Source organism: Mycolicibacter sinensis (assembly GCF_001673565.1).
Taxonomy (GTDB): Bacteria; Actinomycetota; Actinomycetes; order Mycobacteriales; family Mycobacteriaceae; genus Mycobacterium; species Mycobacterium sinense_C.
In genome coordinates this window covers 124972-142951 of the sequence record NZ_LZMF01000126.1, presented here as the reverse complement: position 1 = coordinate 142951, position 17980 = coordinate 124972, and the positions used below count along the sequence as shown (strand labels likewise).

Sequence of the window (17980 nt, the reverse complement as noted above, 5' to 3'; positions counted from 1 at the left end):
CATGGCCCGAACCCAGCAGGAACGCCGTGCGGCCACGGTCGCCGCGCTACTCGACGCCAGTATCGCCACCATCGCCGAGATCGGTTACGCGCGGGCCTCGGCCAAGGTGATCGCCAAGCGGGCGAACGTCTCCGACGGAGCGTTGTTCCGCCACTTCGAGACCATGGGCGATTTCATGGCCGCCACCGCGCAGGAAGTCCTGCGCCGTCAGCTGGAGCGATTCGGCAAGCAGGTCGCCGAGATCCCAGCGGAGGTGCCGGCGCTGGAAGCGGTGCTGACGGTGCTGCGCGACCTGACCGCCAACTCCTCCAGCGCGGTGGTCTACGAACTGCTGATCGCCGCGCGCACCGACGACAAGCTGCGGGCCACGCTGTCCGATGTCCTGGCCGAATACAGTGCCAAGATCTGCGAGGCCGCGCAGGTACTGCCCGGGGCGGAAGCGTTTCCGCCGGAACTCTTTCCGAACCTGGTGGCGCTACTCACCGACACCTTCTACGGCGCCGCGATCGTGCGCGCCGTGCTGCCGCAGCCGGAGATCGAGGCGAATCGGATTCCGCTGCTGCTGACGCTGCTAGATGGCCGTATCTGAGCGCTTAGAGTCGACGTTCGGCGGCGTAGCAGGCGTCACGTAGTCGACGAAGTGCGCGATCTCGGCGACCGCACGGCGCGCGTCCGGGTTGAAGTCGAAGGTCAGCTGGAACATGTGTAAGGCGCGGTCCCAGACCTGAACCCAGTTCGGCACCCCGGCGGCGGTGAGCTTGTCGGCCAGCACGAAGGTGTCGTTGCGCAGCATCTCGTTGTTGGCGACCTGCAGCAGGAACGGCCCCAGGCCGCGCAGCTCGGCTTCGGGGGGCATCACCGGCAGCTCGCGGGTGCCGTTCACGGTGGCGAACACCCGGTAGATGAACATGAACGCCATGAAGGGGAAGAACGGATCGCGGTGGGAACGCGCGGCCTGGCGTTTGATCTCCATATCCGACGACGTCAGCGCCGACATCAACACCTGACCGGCCGGCGCCGGCAGCCCCGCGTCGCGTGCGGTCAGCGCGGTGTTCACCGCCATCAGCCCGCCGGCCGAATCTCCCGCCATCACAATGCGATCGGCGGTGAATCCGGCGTCCAGCACATGCCGATAGGCGCACAGGCCGTCGGCGGTGGCTTCGTCGACGCCGGCCAGCGGCGCCAAGCGGTATCCGACGTTGAACACCTTCGCGCCGGTGACCTCCGACAGCTTGCTGGCAAAGCGGCGATGCGAATTGAGTCCCAGCGTCACCAGCGCGGAACCGTGGAAGTAGACGATCACCCGGTCGGAGTCGCGGGCGGCGGGGGCTACCACCCATTCCGCCGGACAGTCGGTCAGCCGCTCTTTCGTCACCTCGGTGTCCGGCAGCGCCCGGATGTAGCGCATCGGCAGGTCGATGAGGTCCAGGCGCGCCCGCTGCAGTCCCGCGGGCCAGACCCGGTTGACGATCATGCCGATGATCGTCAGCACGGCGATCGAGGTGCGCAGGAAGATCGCCGCGCCCGCCGCCAGCAGCCGTGCCTGCCAGGAGGCCGGACCGAAATACGTCTGCGCCGGTCGATCGCGCCATTCCGGTGAGTTCACGGTACCCAGGGTATCGGGTATCTACCGGTCGGATGAAGTGGGACGCCGTGACGGACTACCGTGCCCGTCGTAGTTTGGAGTGGTGACCGCGCTGAACACCCCGCACGATCTGCCCACCACCCTCGGCGAGCTGCGAGCCGCCGGCCACCGGGAACGGGGGGTCAAGCAGGAGATCGCCGAGAACCTGCTGGCCCGCCTCGCCGACGGTGATGACCCTGCCACCCTGTGGCCCGGCATCTTCGGTTTCGAGGACACCGTGATACCGCAGCTGGAGCGGGCGCTGATCGCCGGCCACGACATCGTGCTGCTCGGCGAGCGCGGCCAGGGCAAGACCCGGCTGCTGCGGGCGCTGACCGGGCTGCTCGACGAGTGGACGCCGGTGATCGCCGGCGCCGAGCTCGGCGAGCACCCCTATTCGCCGATCACTCCTGAGTCGATTCGGCGGGCCGCCGAGCTCGGCGACAGCCTGCCGGTGGCCTGGCGGCACCGCAGCGAGCGCTACACCGAGAAACTCGCCACCCCCGACACCAGCGTCGCCGACCTGGTCGGCGACATCGACCCGATCAAGGTCGCCGAGGGCCGCAGCCTGGGCGACCCCGAGACCATCGCCTACGGACTGGTCCCGCGCGCGCACCGCGGCGTCGTCGCCGTCAATGAACTGCCCGACCTGGCCGAGCGCATCCAGGTGGCGATGCTCAACGTGATGGAGGAGCGCGACATCCAGGTGCGCGGTTACACGCTGCGGCTGCCGCTGGACGTGCTGGTGGTGGCCAGCGCCAACCCGGAGGACTACACCAACCGCGGCCGCATCATCACCCCGCTCAAGGATCGGTTCGGCGCGGAGATCCGCACCCACTATCCGCTGGAACTCGACGCGGAGGTCGCCGTGATCGCCCAGGAGGCCCACCTGAGTGCGCAGGTGCCCGACTACCTGCTGGGGGTGCTGGCCCGGTTCGCTCGCTACCTGCGCGAGTCGCGGTCGGTGGATCAGCGCTCCGGTGTCTCGGCGCGGTTCGCGATCGCGGCCGCGGAGACGGTGGCGGCGTCGGCTCGGCACCGCGGCGCGGTGCTGGGCGAGACCGATCCGGTGGCCCGGGTGGTCGATCTGGGCACCATCGTCGACGTGCTGCGCGGCAAGCTGGAGTTCGAATCCGGCGAAGAGGGCCGTGAACAGGCGGTGCTGGAACACCTGCTGCGGCGGGCCACCGCCGACACCGCATCGCGGGTGCTGGGCGGGATCGACGTCGGGCCGCTGGTGTCGGCGGTTGAGCAGGGTGCGGCGGTGACGACCGGGGAGCGGGTGTCGGCCAAAGCGGTGCTGGCGGCGCTGCCGGATCTGCCGGTCATCGACGCCGTCGCGCAGCGCCTGGGTGCGGAGTCCGAGGGCGAGCGCGCTGCGGCGCTCGAATTGGCCTTGGAGGCATTGTATTTGGCCAAACGCATCGACAAGACCTCCGACGACGGCGAGACCGTCTATGGCTAGAAGTCACGGCTCGCGGTATTCGGCCTACACCGGTGGGCCGGATCCGTTGGCGCCGCCGGTCGACCTGGCCGAGGCGCTGGAGGAGATCGGCCGCGACGTGATGGAGGGGACGTCACCGCGACGAGCCCTGCAGGAGTTGCTGCGCCGCGGCACCAAGACCATGACCGGCGCGGACCGGCTGGCCGCCGAGGCGCAGCGACGCCGCCGGGAACTGTTGCGCCGCAACAATTTGGACGGCACACTGGCCGAGGTCAAGAAGCTGCTCGACGAGGCGGTGCTGGCCGAACGCAAAGAGTTGGCCCGCGCGCTCGACGACGACGCCCGGTTCGCCGAGATGCAGATCGAGGCGTTGTCGCCGTCGCCGGCCAAGGCGGTGCAGGAGCTGGCCGACTACAACTGGCGCAGCGCCGAAGCCCGGGAGTCCTACGAGAAGATCAAGGACCTGCTCGGCCGCGAGATGCTCGACCAGCGCTTCGCCGGCATGAAGCAGGCGCTGGAGGGCGCCACCGACGAAGACCGGCAACGGGTCAGCGACATGCTCGACGACCTCAACGATCTGCTGGACAAGCATGCCCAGGGAAGAGACACTGACGACGATTTCCGGCAGTTCATGGACTCCCACGGCGAGTTCTTCCCGGAGAACCCGCGCAACGTCGAGGAGTTGCTGGACTCGTTGGCCAAGCGGGCCGCCGCTGCGCAGCGCTTCCGCAACAGCTTGAGCGCCGAACAGCGCGCCGAGCTGGATGCGTTGGCGGAGCAGGCATTCGGCTCGCCCGCGCTGCAGCAGGCGCTGGGCCGCCTGGACGCGCACCTGCAGGCGGCCCGGCCGGGGGAGGACTGGACCGGCTCGTCGGAATTCTCCGGCAACAACCCGCTCGGCATGGGCGAAGGCGCCCAGGCCTTGAGTGACATCGCCGAACTCGAGCAGCTGGCCGAGCAGCTGTCGCAGGCCTACCCCGGTGCCAGCATGGACGACGTCGACCTGGACGCGCTGGCCCGCCAGCTCGGCGACCAGGCGGCCATCGACGCCAAGACCCTCGCCGAGCTGGAACGCGCACTGCTCAACCAGGGGTTTCTGGACCGCAGCTCCGACGGGCAGTGGCGGCTGTCACCCAAGGCGATGCGCCGGCTCGGCGAGACGGCGCTGCGTGATGTGGCGCGCCAACTCGCGGGGCGCCGCGGCGAACGCGACCACCGCCGGGCCGGTGCGGCCGGCGAGCTGACCGGCGCGACCCGGCCCTGGCAGTTCGGCGACACCGAGCCGTGGAACGTCACCCGCACCCTGACCAACGCGGTGCTGCGACAGGTAGCCGAGCCCGGCACGGCCGCCACCCGCGGGCGGCTGTCGATCAGCGTCGACGACGTCGAGGTGTCCGAGACCGAGACCCGCACCCAGTCGGCCGTCGCACTGCTGGTGGACACCTCGTTCTCGATGGTGATGGACAACCGCTGGCTGCCGATGAAGCGCACCGCGCTGGCACTGAACCACCTGGTCAGCACCCGGTTCCGTTCAGATGCGTTGCAGATCATCGCCTTTGGCCGCTACGCCCGCACCGTGACGGCCGCCGAGCTGACCGGTCTGGAAGGCGTCTATGAGCAGGGCACCAACCTGCATCACGCACTGGCCTTGGCCGGTCGGCACCTGCGCCGGCATCCCAACGCCCAGCCGGTGGTGCTGGTGGTCACCGACGGGGAACCGACTGCCCATTTGGAGGATTTCGATGGCGGCGGCACCCGGGGCCCGGCAGTGTTCTTTGATTACCCGCCGCACCCGCGGACCATCGCCCACACCGTCAAGGGGTTCGACGACGTGGCCCGGCTCGGCGCACAGGTGACCATCTTCCGGCTCGGCGACGACCCCGGACTGGCCCGGTTCATCGACCAGGTGGCGCGCCGCGTTGCGGGCCGGGTCGTGGTGCCCGAACTCGACGGCCTGGGCGCCGCGGTGGTCGGCGACTACCTCAGGTCGCGACGGCACTGATCCTTATCGGGACAGCAGCCGATGCTTCTGTTCGGCGAACTCCGCTTCGGTCAGATATCCGGCGTCGTGGAGTTGGCCGAGTTCGCGGATCCCGGCTGCCAGTTCGATGACCGAGCTCGCCGGCGATTGCGCGGCCGGCGCCGCAGCTTGCGAGGGTGCCTCCGAGGACTGCGCCGGAGCCTTGGACTCGGCAGCCGGCGTGGGCGTGCCCTGCCGGCCGCGGTTCTGGTTGACCGCGCCGGCCAGCGCACTGCCGCCCATGCCCGCCAGGGCCATCTGACCGAACGCCGTTCCCAGCCCGGCCGGCGAGGGCCCGGCGGCACTGCTGAGCGGCGTCGAGAAACTGGCGTGGCGGATCTCCGGGGCTGCCTCGACCCAATTCGGCGGCACCGACAGCGCGCCGAGCGGGAAGGACTGACCGACTTTCACCGACTCGTGCGGCACGCGAAGGTTCTCGGTCGACGGCACCTGCGTCTCCGCTCCCAACTGGCTCAGGGCATCCAGGATGTTGATCTGGCCCCCGTGCAGCAGATCCTGGGTGTCGAAGATCTCGCGGGAGTCCATCTCCGCGAAGTACATTGCGGCGCCGGCCAGGTAGACACCGACAATCGAGAGCGGCAGGGCGATGCCGATGCCGACCTCGTCGGCCGCAACACCGAGCCACTCGAAGAACCCGGTCGGGACATCGGCCTGCGCCGGCAGGACCGACAACGGCGACGCGGCTTCCGACGAGCCCGGCGCCGACGACATTGCGGAAGTCAGCTGCGACGGCAGGCTCTGCGCCATGTTGCCCGCGGAGTTGGCTGCGGCCGCCTCGCTGGCACCCTGGCCCAGCGGTCCGCCCGGGTTGGCGGTCTGCGGTGGCGGCTGGAACGGCTCCAATGCGGTCGCGCTCGCCGACAACGACGCGTAGCTGTACATGGCGGTGGCGTCCTGGGCCCACATTTCGGCGTATTGGGCTTCGTTGGCCGCGATCGCCGCGGCGTTCTGGCCCAAGATGTTGGTGGCCAGCAGCGTCATCAGCGCAGCCCGGTTGGCCGCGATCACCGGTGGAGGCACCACCGTGGCGAACGTCGCCTCGTAGGCGGCCACGGCCGCCTTGGCCTGCATGCCGGTCTTCTCCGCCTGGGCGGAGGTGGCGTTCAGCCACGTCACGAAAGGGGTGACCGAGGCCGCCATCGCTGTCGAGGAGGGGCCCAACCACGGCCCGCTCGTCAGGTCGGAGACCACCGACGCATAGGCGGTGGCCGCCAGATGCAGATCGGTGGCCAGCCCGTCCCAGGCGGTGGCGGCCGAAATCATCGGACCCGGGCCGGCACCGGTGTACATCAGGCCGGAGATGACTTCCGGTGGCAACGCCGCGAAATCCATGGTTCAGCTCCGGACAGCTTGCGGCATCGCGACCACGCTGTTACCGGTGGCCGGTGGGTGCGCGCCGGTAATGCGGTTCATTGCAGGTGCATCCCTCCGGGTCTGGTTCATCTGAGTCATCTGGGTTACTGTCGGCCAGATCTTGCGATACGCGCTGCCAACGCTGACGCTGCTTGGACGTAATTCCATTCTCCGAGCGGCGACCGGTCGCTCGCTATGGTGTTTGACTCCCATTCGGGGGCCGCTGCGACCCGTATGGACAAGCAAGCGCTGCGAAGACGATGGTGGGGGTATGCACCGTTGGACAGCGGTCATCGAGAGGCTTCGATGGCGAGCGAACGCCCCTGCGCGGGGGCTGTTTCACCGGGTCGTGCTGATCAACGGCCTGGTCTTCACCACCGGCACGCTCGTACTGGCCATGTCGCCGGCAACCGTTTCGGGGCCCGTTCGCGCAACCGAGATTCCGGTGCTGGCGGTCGGACTGGCGATCGTCGTCGGCGCCAACGCACTATTGTTGCGGTCGAGTCTTGACCCGTTGGATCGGCTCGCCGCGGTGATGCGGCGAGTCGACTCCCGCCGTCTCACAGACCGGGCGGACGACCCTGGCGACGGCGACCTGCACGACCTGATCGAATCGTTCAACGGCATGCTGGACCGGCTCGAAACTGAGCGGGCCTCCTCGAGCGCGTTGGCGCTGACCGTGCAGGAGAACGAGCGGCAGCGCATCGCCCGGGAGTTGCACGACCAGATCGGCCAAACCCTCACCGTCGCTCTGCTCACCCTCAAGCGGGCGGCCGACGCCGCCCCCGCGGAGATCCGCGGCGACCTCGCAGACGCCCAGGAGATCGTGCGCGCGAGCCTCGACGAGGTGCGCAGCATCGCCCGCCGGCTGCGCCCGGATGCGCTGGAAGACCTGGGCCTGCGCAGCGCCCTGCAGGCACTGTGCAACCAGTTCACCCAGGCGACCGGAATCGACGTCGTCAAGCAAATTGCCCCGCAAGCCGACCAGCTGACCCCGGACCTGAGCCTGGTCTGCTATCGCATCGCCCAGGAGAGCCTGACCAACATCGCTCGCCATTCCGGAGCGCAAAAGGCCTGGCTGGACCTGCACGTCGACGCCGCCGGAGAGCTCACGTTGCGGATCGCCGACAACGGCAAGGGCGGGGTCAGCATCGAAGGCGCCGGCATCAGCGGCATGCGCGAACGGGCTCTGCTGGTGCGTGCCGCCCTGACGATCACCTCCCCGAGCAACGAGGGAACCGAAGTCCGGCTGGTGGTGCCGGCCCGACCGGGCGCGGACGGCCGGTGATGGCGATACAGCCGGCGCGCATCATGCTCGCCGACGACCACGCCCTGGTGCGCAGCGGGCTGCGGATGATTCTGGATGCCGAGCCCGATCTGTGCGTGGTGGCCGAGGCGGCCGACGGGTCGGAGGCGCTCGCGGCCCTGCAGAACACCCCGGTCGATCTGGCCATCCTCGACATCGCGATGCCGCGGATGACCGGATTGCAGGCCGCCCGGGAGATCAACCGCAGCCATCCTCATGTGCGGGTGCTGATGCTGTCGATGCACGACAATGAGCAGTACTTCTTCGAAGCCCTCAAAGCGGGCGCATCCGGCTACGTGCTGAAATCCGTGGCGGACCGCGACCTGCTCGAGGCCTGCCGGGCGACGATGCGCGGCGAGCCGTTTCTGTACGCCGGCGCGGTGACCGCGCTGATCCGGGATTACCTGCACCGCACCCGGCAAGGGGAGGACTTGCCGGAGAACATCTTGACCCCGCGCGAAGAGGAAGTGCTGAAGCTGATCGCCGAAGGGTTTTCGGCGCGCGAGATCGCCAAGACACTGGGCATCAGCGCCAAGACGGTCGACCGTCACCGGACGAACACCCTGCAGAAGTTGGGTCTTCGCGACCGCCTGGCGCTCACCCGATACGCGATCAGAGCTGGCCTGATCGAGGCCTAGCGACGCTCGCAAGCGCGGCGGAGCCGGGCGCAGCCATTAGTCGTGATGGGGGTTCGACCCCCCACCGAATGGGGGTCGCATTCCATGGCGCTCGGCCGGTTTTTTGCGAAAACTGGATGTAGTTGCGGTGGGAGATTCGGTGCACGTTTGAGCGGGGCTCGATGTGGCTGTCGTTGTCGCGACCGTATTACGGTGCTGCCCGCGCCGTCCTTTTGTCAGATGTGTTGTACCAGAGCTGATTCCATGGCTTGGATCAATTCGTTTTGTGGAGCGTGATGCTAGCGATACTGCTTGCCCATACCGTCGGCGCGGCCGCCGCACCCTGGTTGGTCCGCAGGTGGGGCCGGGCGGCGTTCTACCCCTTGGGCTTGATTCCGCTGGTATCGCTGGTGTGGGTGGTGCTGAACTGGCCGTCCGGCCCCGGCGACGATCACAAAACGGTGGTGTCGTGGGTCCCCGGCCTGGCGATGGACATCGCGCTGCGCTTCGACGCGCTCTCGGCGATCATGAGTGTGCTGGCGCTGGGAATCGGCGCGCTGGTGCTGTTCTACTGCGTCGAGTATTTCCGCCCGGTCAGCCCGCAGACCAGCATCGACCCGCGGTTGCCCAGCTTCGCCGCCAAGATGGTCGGGTTCGCCGGCGCCATGTTCGGGCTGATGGTCGCCGACAACATGCTGGTGCTGTACGTGTTCTGGGAACTGACCACGGTGTTGTCGTTCCTGCTGGTCGGCCACTACGCCGAACGCTCCATCAACCGCCGTGCCGCCATCCAGGCGTTGCTGGTGACCACCGCCGGCGGCCTGGCGATGCTGGTCGGCCTCATCATGCTGGGCAATACCGCCGGTACCTATCTGCTGTCGGAGCTGGTGGCCCATCCGCCGTCCGGGACGGTCGTCACCGTGGGTGTGCTGCTGGTGCTCGTCGGCGCGCTGAGCAAGTCCGCGATCATCCCGCTGCATTTCTGGCTACCGGGCGCGATGGCGGCGCCGACACCGGTCAGCGCCTACCTGCACGCCGCCGCGATGGTCAAGGCCGGGATCTACCTGGTGGCCCGCCTGACGCCGGGATTCGCCGACTCGCCCGGATGGCGGCCGACGGTGGTGGTGCTGGGTCTGGCCACCGCCCTGCTGGCTGGGTGGCGCGCGATCCGCGAATACGACCTGAAGCTGCTGTTGGCCTACAGCACCGTCAGCCAACTGGGCTTGATGATCATGCTGGTTGGGGCCGGTGGGGCCGATCTGATGCTGGCCGGCCTGACCGCCATGTGTGCGCATGCCGCGGCCAAGGCGACGCTGTTCATGGTGGTCGGCATCATCGACCATGCCACCGGTACCCGGGACCTGCGCGAGCTGGCCGGGCTGGGACGGCGCTGCCCCTGGCTGTTCGTCATCGCCGCCGCGGCCGCCGCCAGCATGGCGGGGGTGCCGCCCTTCGTGGGCTTCATCGCCAAGGAGACCATTTTCGGGACCGAGGCGCAGGCCCCGGCCCTGGGGGCCGCCGGCCCGTACGCGTTGGCTGCTGCGGTGCTCGCCTCGATGTTCACCGTGATCTACAGCGCGCGGTTCGTGTGGGGCGGCTTCGCCGGTAAAGGCCGGACCGAGCCCAGCCCGCACGTCGCCGAACTGCACCGGCCTGTCGCGGCGTTCCTGGTGCCTCCGGCGGTGTTGGCCGTTGCCAGCCTGATCCTGGGTCTGTGTGCGCTCGGACTCGACACGGTGCTGCACGGCTACGCCGACACCGTGCCCGAAGGCAGCGACTACCACCTGGCGCTGTGGCACGGCGCCGGACTACCGGTGTACCTGTCGGCGGCGGTGCTGCTGGTCGGCACCGGCATCTTCGTCGCGCGCGGCCCGCTGCGGCTGACCCGGCTGCGCCGGTTGCCGCTGGGCAGGGCCGACCAGCTGTACGACGATTTCCTTCGACTGCTCGATGTGGCGGCCGTGCGCCTGACCGGGATCACCCAGCGCGGCTCACTGCCCATCAACCAGGCGATGATCTTCGCGACGCTGGTGCTGCTTCCGCTGGGAGCGCTCATGCTCGGTGCCCGCGACCGAGTCGATCTGCAGTTGTGGGATACCCCGCTGCAACTGACCGTCGCCGTGCTGGTCGTCGCCGGCGGGATCGGGGCCACTTTGGCCCGCAACCGGTTGTCGGCGGTGCTGATGGTCGGCGTGACCGGCTACGGCTGCGCCGTGGCGTTCGCCTTCCACGGCGCACCCGACCTGGCGTTGACCCAGCTGCTCGTGGAGACCGTGACCCTGGTGATCTTCGTGCTGGTGTTGCGCACGCTGCCCGCGGAGTCGGAGCGGCCCACGATGGCAAAGAACCGGCTGCCGCGAGCAGCGCTGGCGGTGATGGTGGGCGTCAGCGTCGCGGTGCTGGGGGCCTTCGCGATGGCGGCCCGCAGTCAGGACGGTGTCTCGGTGGCGTTGGGGGAGGCCGCGTATGTCCGCGGCCACGGCGCCAACACCGTCAACGTGCTGCTGGTCGACGTCCGGGCCTGGGACACCCTCGGCGAGATCTCAGTGTTGCTGGTGGCCGCGACCGGGGTGGCCTCGATGGTCTTCCGGACCCGGCGGTTCGGCCGCGCACCGCGCATCGCCGATGCCAGTGCCCGCGGCAAGGTTCCCGGCCTCGCGTCGCCGGCCACCCCCTACAGCCCGGCGATCGGGTCCACCACCTGGCTGCGCGGCAGCGACTACTACGACCCCAATCAGCGGTCGCTGGTGTTGGAGGTCGCGACCCGCGCCATCTTCCCGCTGATCATGGTGGTCTCGCTGTACTTCTTGTTCGCCGGGCACAACTATCCGGGCGGTGGTTTCGCCGGCGGGCTGGCCGCCGGGCTGGGGCTGGTGCTGCGCTATCTCGCCGGCGGGCGATACGAGCTCGGCGAGACGCTGCCACTGGACTCCGGGAAGATTCTCGGCGTCGGGCTGAGCCTGGTCGGCGGCACGGCGCTGGGGTCGCTGTTGCTGGGGGCACCGGTGCTGTCGTCGGCGGTGCTGTCGTTCAGCCTGCCGGTGGTAGGCGACGTCAAGATGGTCACCGCATTGTTCTTTGACATCGGCGTGTACCTGGTGGTGGTCGGCATGGTGCTCGACGTGTTGCGCAGCCTGGGCGTCCGGCTCGACCAGGAGCTGGAATCGCAGGCGCGCGCCCGATCGCTGGCAGGAGTGTCATGACCGCGCATCTGGTTCCCCTGCTGATGGCCGCCGGCCTCACCTCGTGCGGGGTGTACATGCTGCTGGAACGCAGCCTCACCCGAACGCTGCTGGGCCTGATGATGATCGGCAATGCCATCAACCTGCTGATCATCGATGTTTCCGGGCCGAGCGGCAGCCCGCCGATCTACAACAGCACCGAGGGCATGGAAACCGACGCCGACCCGTTGGCGCAGGCCATGGTGCTGACCGCCATCGTCATCACCATGGGCATCGGCGCGTTCGTGCTGGCGCTGACCTACCGCTCCTACCACCTGACGACGACCGAGGACATCGGCGACGACTCCGAGGCGACCCGGGTGTCTCAGCTCTCCGACGAAGAGATCATCGCCGCCGAGGAGGACCCCGGTGTGCTGGTGCCGGCCGGCGAACTGGACGCCGTCACCGAAAGCGAGGAGCCACGGTGAGTCTCGCCGCCGTCTTGATGCCGCTGCCGGTGCTGCTGCCCACGCTGGGTGCCGCCCTGACCCTGATCGTCGGCCGGCGTCCCAGGGTGCAGCGCCCGATCACCATCGCGGTGCTGTGCGCGGTGACCGCCGTCAGCGCCGCCTTGCTGTACCTGACCGACCGGGACGGGACGCTGGTGCTGCACGTCGGCGGCTGGGGCCCGACGGAGCAGAAGCTCGGCCCGCTGGGCATCACCCTGGTGGTCGACCGGTTGTCGGCGCTGATGCTGGTGGTGTCGGCGATCGTGCTGCTGACGGTGATGGTCTACGCGATCGGGCAGGGTGTGCGCGACGGCGACGACCGCCAGCCGGTGTCGATCTTCCTGCCCACCTATCTGACCCTGGCCACCGGCGTCTCGCTGGCCTTCTTGGCCGGTGACCTGTTCAACCTGTTCGTCGGCTTCGAGATGCTGCTGGCCGCGAGCTTCGTGTTGCTGACCATCGGTGCCAGCGCCGAACGGATCCGGGCCGGCATCGGCTACGTGATGGTCTCGATGGCGTCCTCGTTGATCTTCCTGTTCGGCATCGCCCTGGTCTATGCCGCGACCGGCACGCTGAACCTGGCCGAGTTGGCCACCCGCACCGGCGCGATGCCCGGCGGCACCCGCAGCGCGGTGTTCGCGGTGCTACTGGTGGCGTTCGGCATCAAGGCCGCGGTCTTCCCGCTGTCGGCGTGGCTGCCCGACTCCTATCCGACCGCGCCCGCACCGATCACCGCGGTGTTCGCCGGGATCCTGACCAAAATCGGTGTGTACGCGATCATCCGGGCCCATTCGCTGCTGTTTCCCGACGGCGGACTGGACTCGGTGCTGTTGGTCGCGGCGCTGTTGACCATGCTGGTCGGCATTTTCGGCGCCGTCGCGCAGAGCGACATCAAGCGGCTCTTGTCCTTTACGTTGGTCAGCCACATCGGCTTCATGATGTTCGGAGTGGCACTGTCGAGCCGGTTGGGCATGACCGGCGCCATCTTCTACGTGATGCACCACATCATCGTGATGACGACACTGTTCCTGGCGGCCGGATTGATCGAACGCCAGGGCGGCGCATCGTCGATGCAGCGCCTGGGCGGCTTGGGCGCCAATCCGCTGCTGGCGTTCGTGTTCCTGATCCCGGCATTCAATCTCGGTGGTATCCCACCTTTTTCAGGTTTCATCGGCAAGACCGCGGTGCTGCAGGCCGGGGCCGACGACGGGTCGGTGCTGGCCTGGTGTCTGGTGGGCGGCGCCGTGGTCACCAGCCTGCTGACGCTGTATGTGCTGGCCCGGGTGTGGACACGGGCGTTCTGGCGCCGGCGGGTCGACGCCCCCGAGGCCGCGTTGGTGAACGCCACTCCGCCGGTGCTGCTCGACGACGTCGCCGAGGTCGCCTACGACGACCGCGACGACGTCGGCCGGATGCCGACCTGGATGCTGGCCCCGACCGTTGCGCTGATCGCGTTGGGGCTGGCGATGACCGCGCTGGCCGGCCCGATCTTCGCCTACAGCGAGCGTGCCGCGGCCGAGGTCATCGACCGGGGCGAATACATCTCGGCCGTGCTGTCGGGAGGTGACTCGTGAGGGCGATAGCGCTGCGCATTTTTGCGGTATCGGCGTTGGCGACCATCTGGACGCTGTTGTGGGGCCGATTCACCATCCCCAACATCGTCGTCGGGCTGGTGGTCGCGACGCTGATCCTGGTGCTGCTGCCGTTGCCGCCGGTGCCGGTCCAGGGCCGCGTGCACCCGGTGGCGGTGCTGCGGTTGGTCGGGCTGTTCGCCTGGTACCTGGTGGCGTCCAGTGTCCAGTTGATGTGGCTGGCGATCAAGCCGGGCCCGCCGCCACTGACCGGGGTGCTGAAGGTGCCGTTGACCATCAAGTCCGATCTGGTGCTGGTGCTGGCTTCGGCCATCACCACGCTGATTCCCGGGTCGATCGTGCTGGAGATCGACCAGGTGCGCCGCATTCTGTATTGCCACGTGATCGATGTCGGATCGTCGCGGTCGGTCGAGCGGTTCTTCGCGCAGGTCGCCCAGGTGGAGCGACTTTTGATAGCCGCTTTCGAGCGCGACGACGAATGGCAGCCGGCGGGAGGAACCGCATGACCGTCATCTGGGCCACCGCGGGCGTGCTGCTGGGGGCCGCCGCGATCATCACCATGTATCGGCTACTGGCCGGGCCCAGCACACTGGACCGCCTGGTGGCGCTGGACACGCTGGCCGCGATGACGATGTGCGGTATCGGCATCTGGGCCGCGGTCAGCCGCGACACCACCGCGACCTACAGCCTGGCGGCGCTGGCGCTGGTCGGCTTCATCGGATCGGTGAGCGTGGCCCGTTTCCGGGTTCCCGACGACCCCGAACCACGGAGGCAATCGTGATCGTGCTCGATGTGATCGCCGGGGTGCTGGTGCTCGCCGGGGCCGTGCTGGCGCTGACGGCGGCGATCGGGGTGGTGCGGTTCCCCGATACGTTGGCGCGGATGCACTCGGCCACCAAACCGCAGGTGCTGGGTCTGCTGTTGGTGCTGGCCGGTGCGTTGATCCGGCTGCGCGGCAGCCACGACGCGGGGATGGTCACCGTGAGCATCATCTTCACGCTGATCACCGCGCCGGTCGTCGCACACCGGGTCGGCCGGTTGGCCTACCAGGAACAGGACATGACCGAGGTGCTCAGCTTCGACCAGTTGGGCGAACTCAGCGAGGAAGATCAGGCGTCGCGCTGAGCTGGCCGCAGCACGGCGACCAGAAAATCGGAGTCGTCGGTGAAGGGCCTCAGGTCCCAGGTGCCCAGCAATAGCTCGGTCGCGAACCCCGCGGTCGCCGCGTCGTCGAGGAACTGGCCGAACTCGTAGTCCCGGTCGGCACCGAAACCGATCACGGTCCGCCCGTCCTCGGCGCAGTGGTTGCGCAGCCGGCGCAGTATCTCGACGCGGGTGCTCGGGGCGACGAACGTCATGACGTTGCCGGCCGACACGATCACCTCGAACGGTTCGGCGATGCCGCGCGCGGGCAGGTCCAGTTCAGCGAGGTCGGCGACGAGATAGCGCGGCCCCGGGTGATCCTGCCCGGCCGCCTCGATGAGCTCGGGGTCCACATCGACACCGACCACGTCATGACCGGCCGCGGCCAGCACGCCAGCCACTCGGCCCGGCCCGCAGCCGGCGTCGAGGATGCGGGCGCCACGGGAGGCCATCGCATCGATGAAGCGGGCTTCGCCGGCGAGATCGTTACCGGCGCGGGCCATTTGACGGAAGCGTTCGATATACCACTGCGAATGCCCGGGATCGGCGGCAACCTTTTGCATCCAGAGGCTCTGCTCGACCATGCGTGCCATTCTCGCAGGGCTGCTGCGTTACCGGTCGGGCAGGCGGACTTCCAGCGCGTCGAGGATGGCCTGCTTGGCGGAGACATAGTGCGGGTTCTCGGCGTCGGTGGTTTGGATGGTGACGGTGACCGCCCAGATCCGGTCCTTGGCGTTCTGCACCGCGACGATCAGGCCGGTCGCCGGCCGGCCCTGCAGGTTGTAGGTGATCGTTCTGCTCGCAAATCCCGACACCGTTCCGGGCACGTCGGTGTCGAGTTCACCGACGATGTTGGCGACCGCGGCGCCCTCCTTGGCCAAGGCCTGCGACGGAAGTCCGACCTGGCCGGTGAGTTCCTCGCAGGTCACCACCGCATTGGGGGTGAAGCCGTGCCGGCGCAGGTCTTGGTTGTAGATGACGCCGCGGATCAGAGTCTCGTCGCTGCCCGGCATGAGCTCCCAGCCCGGCGGCTTCGGGAGGGTGATCGTCGGTTCGCCGGGGGTGCGGGGGGCCAATGTGATCGGTTCGGAGCCGGGCGGCTGGTCGGCGGCTTTCACGACAGGTCCTTCCGGTGCGTCACGAACGAGATCCAGGCCAGCGTCCGATCGGCCAGCGCTTGCGGACGTAGCCGGCGCCGAAGCCCAGGTAGGCGAAGAATGCTCCGCCAACGATCACACCGATCAGGTCGGATACCCCGGGGTTCTTGACCGAGTCGTACAAGCCAAGGGCAAAGAGTGCGGCGCACGCAATCGGTCCGACAAGCCAATAGAGCCACTTTGACTTCGTGTTCTTGCGGGGGTCAACCGGGATGGCGATGGCAAGCATGACCATCGTGGCGAGAACGGCGATGCGGTCTGAGTTACTGATGGTTATCGATCTCCCTTACCTGTGAGCCAGCTCAGCCGAAGAGGCTCCGCCAAACACTGTGTGACACATCCGAAATGTCTTCGCCCATCTTCTTCCCGATGTCGCTGCCGATCACGCCGCCGACCACCGCTCCGACGCCGGCGCCGATGACGGTGCCGGGCCCCGGGGCGATCATGGTCCCGAGCCAGGCCCCCGCTTCGGCCCCGGTAGTGGCGCCCACCAAGCCGCCGCCGACATCACCGAGGGTTTTGGGTACGACGTCGACCACGGCGGTACTCAAGGGGACTCCGTTGTTCAGGTCGTTGCTGAACTCGAAGTACCCGTTGGCTCCGGTGACGAGATTTCCGGCGAAACCCAGACGTTTGCCGAACTTCTCGACGTTCTCCAACGCAGTGGTCATCGGGACGCCGCCGGGAATCGCGGCGCTGGGCGACCCGCCCGGAACGAACCCCGGCAACCGTGCAACATTGGCGGGTACGTTCGCCCGTTCGCCTGCTGCCGCAAGCCCGTCGCCGACGTTTCCCCACTTTCCGTTGATCTGCATGGGTTGGCTCGGCGGTGCCGGCGGGGCACCGGGTCGGGTCATCACCGGTGTGCCGGGTGCCAGCCAGGGCGCGATGACCCCGGCGGCGCCGTTACCGCCCGTAGCGTCGGACATCCCAGGGCCGCTGCCAGCCCCACCGGCGCCGCCGTCAGCACCGGGGCGGCCGTCGGGCGTGCCGTTGGTTGGGCCGCCGGCTCCCGCTCCGCCGTCGGCCCCGCCGGCCGGTTGGCTCTCGGCGTCGTACTTGCGGATATCGGGGCTGTAGCCGTCCTTGACCCGCAAATTGGTCAGGGCCTCCTGCAGGCCCTTGGAGTAGGTGTCGCGGATGACCGTGGCGTTGTGCAGCGCGGTCGCGGTGTCGTTATAGGCCAGTTGCTGCGCCTGCGCGATGTCGGCGTCGTGGTTCTGGCCTTGACTGGCCTGATTGAGGTAGACGCCGATCTGGGCGTCGAGGACCAGCAGGTTGGCGTTGAGCGCCGTCATATTGGCCTGGGAGGCCGCGCGGGCCTGGGCCAGGTTGCCGGCGATGGTTTCCAGGTCGGCGGCGATCTGGCCGAGCTGCTGATTGGTGGCGTGCAGGCCGTCTTTGACGCGCTGCACCTCGGCGCCGTTGTTGATCGGCTGTTCGCCGTTCTCGCGGTTGTACTGCTGGAAGTGCTGCTGGGCGGTCTGGAAGGTCTGTTCGGCGGCGGTGGCCGAGCCGGCGGCCTGGTGAAACGCCTGGGCGAGGAAGTTGATCTGGGTGGGGCTACCGGCCTGCAGGCTGTCGTCGACCGCCCACGGGTCACCGCCGGCGTGGGCGACGAGGTCGGCGATCTGCAGGTGTTGCAGGCTCGGGCGGCTCACTGCCCGGTGCCGGGAGCTACGTCTCGCAGCCGCTTGGCGTTGTGGTCGTCCATGCGGGTGAAGGCCGTGGCGGCGGTGCGCACGTTCTCGGCGATGCCGGTGAGGTTCTGGTGGTGACCCTGCAGCGCATCCCGGTGGCCGTCTTTGGCGGTGGCCAGCGCGGCGTGGAAGCTGTGGGCGGCGTCGAAGTCACCGAACATGCCGGTGCTCACCCCGGCCAGCCCGAGGCGCTGCGCACCGGTATTGGCGTGGCCACCGGCGTCGTCGGAGACGTTGGCTCCGGTGCGCAACACATGCGGGTTGACGTGCATCGCCTGTACCTTCCGTCGGCCTGGTCCGAGGTCAAAGCGTACCGGCGGACGCAGCGACGTC

General features: G+C 68.5%; 18 protein-coding genes. 11 read left to right on the top strand and 7 right to left on the bottom strand.

The genetic code is table 11. The features are described 5' to 3' along the window. The first annotated feature begins 1 nt into the window (after position 1). Positions 2-589: a TetR/AcrR family transcriptional regulator gene (locus tag A5648_RS18000; protein WP_065025831.1), complete on the top strand. Its 588-nt coding sequence runs from the start codon at positions 2-4 to the stop codon at positions 587-589. On the opposite strand, the gene A5648_RS17995 is transcribed toward A5648_RS18000, so the two are convergent. After that, positions 572-1606: an alpha/beta hydrolase gene (locus A5648_RS17995; protein ID WP_065025830.1), complete on the bottom strand. Its 1035-nt coding sequence runs from the start codon at positions 1604-1606 to the stop codon at positions 572-574. The two genes, A5648_RS18000 and A5648_RS17995, sit on opposite strands and share 18 nt — an antisense overlap. A gap of 91 nt (positions 1607-1697) precedes the next feature. Here A5648_RS17995 and A5648_RS17990 point away from each other — a divergent pair, with 91 nt between their 5' ends. Together A5648_RS17990 and A5648_RS17985 are read left to right on the top strand one after the other, a co-directional pair. Further along, positions 1698-3089 carry a sigma 54-interacting transcriptional regulator gene (locus A5648_RS17990; RefSeq protein WP_065025878.1) on the top strand — a complete coding sequence of 464 codons (1392 nt, stop codon included), beginning with the start codon at positions 1698-1700 and terminating at the stop codon, positions 3087-3089. Beyond that, a complete protein-coding gene (locus tag A5648_RS17985; RefSeq protein WP_065025829.1) occupies positions 3082-5070 on the top strand; it encodes a vWA domain-containing protein in 1989 nt (662 codons plus the stop codon). Before A5648_RS17990 ends, A5648_RS17985 begins: the two co-directional genes overlap by 8 nt. A 3-nt stretch (positions 5071-5073) precedes the next feature. Here A5648_RS17985 and A5648_RS17980 read toward each other — a convergent pair whose 3' ends face one another. Further along, positions 5074-6441, bottom strand: a complete 1368-nt coding sequence (locus A5648_RS17980; protein ID WP_065025828.1) for a PPE family protein, SVP subgroup — start codon at positions 6439-6441, stop codon at positions 5074-5076. A gap of 292 nt (positions 6442-6733) precedes the next feature. Between A5648_RS17980 and A5648_RS17975 the strand changes: the two genes are divergently transcribed. From A5648_RS17975 to mnhG, 8 genes are all read left to right on the top strand, one after another. Next, on the top strand, positions 6734-7750 hold the full coding sequence (locus tag A5648_RS17975) for a sensor histidine kinase (protein ID WP_065025827.1): 1017 nt from the start codon (positions 6734-6736) through the stop codon (positions 7748-7750). Then, on the top strand, positions 7750-8406 hold the full coding sequence (locus A5648_RS17970) for a response regulator transcription factor (RefSeq protein ID WP_065025826.1): 657 nt from the start codon (positions 7750-7752) through the stop codon (positions 8404-8406). Before A5648_RS17975 ends, A5648_RS17970 begins: the two co-directional genes overlap by 1 nt. Positions 8407-8681: 275 nt before the next feature. After that, positions 8682-11588 (top strand): Na+/H+ antiporter subunit A, encoded by a 2907-nt coding sequence (locus tag A5648_RS17965; protein WP_065025825.1) that lies wholly within the window; start codon positions 8682-8684, stop codon positions 11586-11588. After that, positions 11585-12034, top strand: a complete 450-nt coding sequence (locus A5648_RS17960) for a Na(+)/H(+) antiporter subunit C (RefSeq protein WP_065025824.1) — start codon at positions 11585-11587, stop codon at positions 12032-12034. Before A5648_RS17965 ends, A5648_RS17960 begins: the two co-directional genes overlap by 4 nt. After that, positions 12031-13629 carry a Na+/H+ antiporter subunit D gene (locus A5648_RS17955; protein WP_428844354.1) on the top strand — a complete coding sequence of 533 codons (1599 nt, stop codon included), beginning with the start codon at positions 12031-12033 and terminating at the stop codon, positions 13627-13629. The genes A5648_RS17960 and A5648_RS17955 overlap by 4 nt, the downstream gene beginning before the upstream one ends. Beyond that, positions 13626-14153: a Na+/H+ antiporter subunit E gene (locus tag A5648_RS17950; protein ID WP_065025823.1), complete on the top strand. Its 528-nt coding sequence runs from the start codon at positions 13626-13628 to the stop codon at positions 14151-14153. The genes A5648_RS17955 and A5648_RS17950 overlap by 4 nt, the downstream gene beginning before the upstream one ends. After that, the gene (locus tag A5648_RS17945) at positions 14150-14428 is read left to right on the top strand and encodes a monovalent cation/H+ antiporter complex subunit F (protein ID WP_065025822.1); all 279 of its coding nucleotides are present in this window, start codon (positions 14150-14152) and stop codon (positions 14426-14428) included. The genes A5648_RS17950 and A5648_RS17945 overlap by 4 nt, the downstream gene beginning before the upstream one ends. Further along, positions 14425-14772: a monovalent cation/H(+) antiporter subunit G gene (gene mnhG, locus A5648_RS17940; protein ID WP_065025821.1), complete on the top strand. Its 348-nt coding sequence runs from the start codon at positions 14425-14427 to the stop codon at positions 14770-14772. The genes A5648_RS17945 and mnhG overlap by 4 nt, the downstream gene beginning before the upstream one ends. Here mnhG and A5648_RS17935 read toward each other — a convergent pair. The 5 genes from A5648_RS17935 to A5648_RS17920 all read right to left on the bottom strand — a co-directional run bounded on the left by A5648_RS17935 (position 14757) and on the right by A5648_RS17920 (position 17919). Beyond that, on the bottom strand, positions 14757-15374 hold the full coding sequence (locus A5648_RS17935) for a class I SAM-dependent methyltransferase (RefSeq protein WP_065025820.1): 618 nt from the start codon (positions 15372-15374) through the stop codon (positions 14757-14759). The genes mnhG and A5648_RS17935 overlap by 16 nt on opposite strands. Before the next feature lie 27 nt (positions 15375-15401). After that, positions 15402-15908 carry an LpqN/LpqT family lipoprotein gene (locus A5648_RS17930; protein ID WP_165607367.1) on the bottom strand — a complete coding sequence of 169 codons (507 nt, stop codon included), beginning with the start codon at positions 15906-15908 and terminating at the stop codon, positions 15402-15404. 19 nt (positions 15909-15927) lie between these two features. Further along, a complete protein-coding gene (locus A5648_RS24125) occupies positions 15928-16176 on the bottom strand; it encodes a hypothetical protein (protein WP_165607366.1) in 249 nt (82 codons plus the stop codon). A gap of 73 nt (positions 16177-16249) precedes the next feature. Further along, entirely contained in the window at positions 16250-17608 is a 1359-nt protein-coding gene (locus A5648_RS23510) for a glycine zipper domain-containing protein (protein ID WP_065025819.1), read from the bottom strand. Further along, entirely contained in the window at positions 17605-17919 is a 315-nt protein-coding gene (locus tag A5648_RS17920; protein WP_065025818.1) for a DUF2563 family protein, read from the bottom strand. The genes A5648_RS23510 and A5648_RS17920 overlap by 4 nt, the downstream gene beginning before the upstream one ends. Positions 17920-17980 lie beyond the last annotated feature (61 nt).

Excerpts from the sequence above, each read along its gene's own strand:
- A5648_RS18000 (WP_065025831.1), top strand. The coding sequence starts at position 2 with ATGGCCCGAACCCAGCAGGAACGCCGTGCGGCCACGGTCGCCGCGCTA.
- A5648_RS17985 (WP_065025829.1), top strand. The coding sequence starts at position 3,082 with ATGGCTAGAAGTCACGGCTCGCGGTATTCGGCCTACACCGGTGGGCCG.
- A5648_RS17980 (WP_065025828.1), bottom strand. The coding sequence starts at position 6,441 with ATGGATTTCGCGGCGTTGCCACCGGAAGTCATCTCCGGCCTGATGTAC.
- A5648_RS17975 (WP_065025827.1), top strand. The coding sequence starts at position 6,734 with ATGCACCGTTGGACAGCGGTCATCGAGAGGCTTCGATGGCGAGCGAAC.
- A5648_RS17970 (WP_065025826.1), top strand. The coding sequence starts at position 7,750 with ATGGCGATACAGCCGGCGCGCATCATGCTCGCCGACGACCACGCCCTG.
- A5648_RS17965 (WP_065025825.1), top strand. The coding sequence starts at position 8,682 with ATGCTAGCGATACTGCTTGCCCATACCGTCGGCGCGGCCGCCGCACCC.
- A5648_RS17960 (WP_065025824.1), top strand. The coding sequence starts at position 11,585 with ATGACCGCGCATCTGGTTCCCCTGCTGATGGCCGCCGGCCTCACCTCG.
- A5648_RS17945 (WP_065025822.1), top strand. The coding sequence starts at position 14,150 with ATGACCGTCATCTGGGCCACCGCGGGCGTGCTGCTGGGGGCCGCCGCG.
- A5648_RS17935 (WP_065025820.1), bottom strand. The coding sequence starts at position 15,374 with ATGGTCGAGCAGAGCCTCTGGATGCAAAAGGTTGCCGCCGATCCCGGG.
- A5648_RS24125 (WP_165607366.1), bottom strand. The coding sequence starts at position 16,176 with ATGCTTGCCATCGCCATCCCGGTTGACCCCCGCAAGAACACGAAGTCA.
- A5648_RS17920 (WP_065025818.1), bottom strand. The coding sequence starts at position 17,919 with ATGCACGTCAACCCGCATGTGTTGCGCACCGGAGCCAACGTCTCCGAC.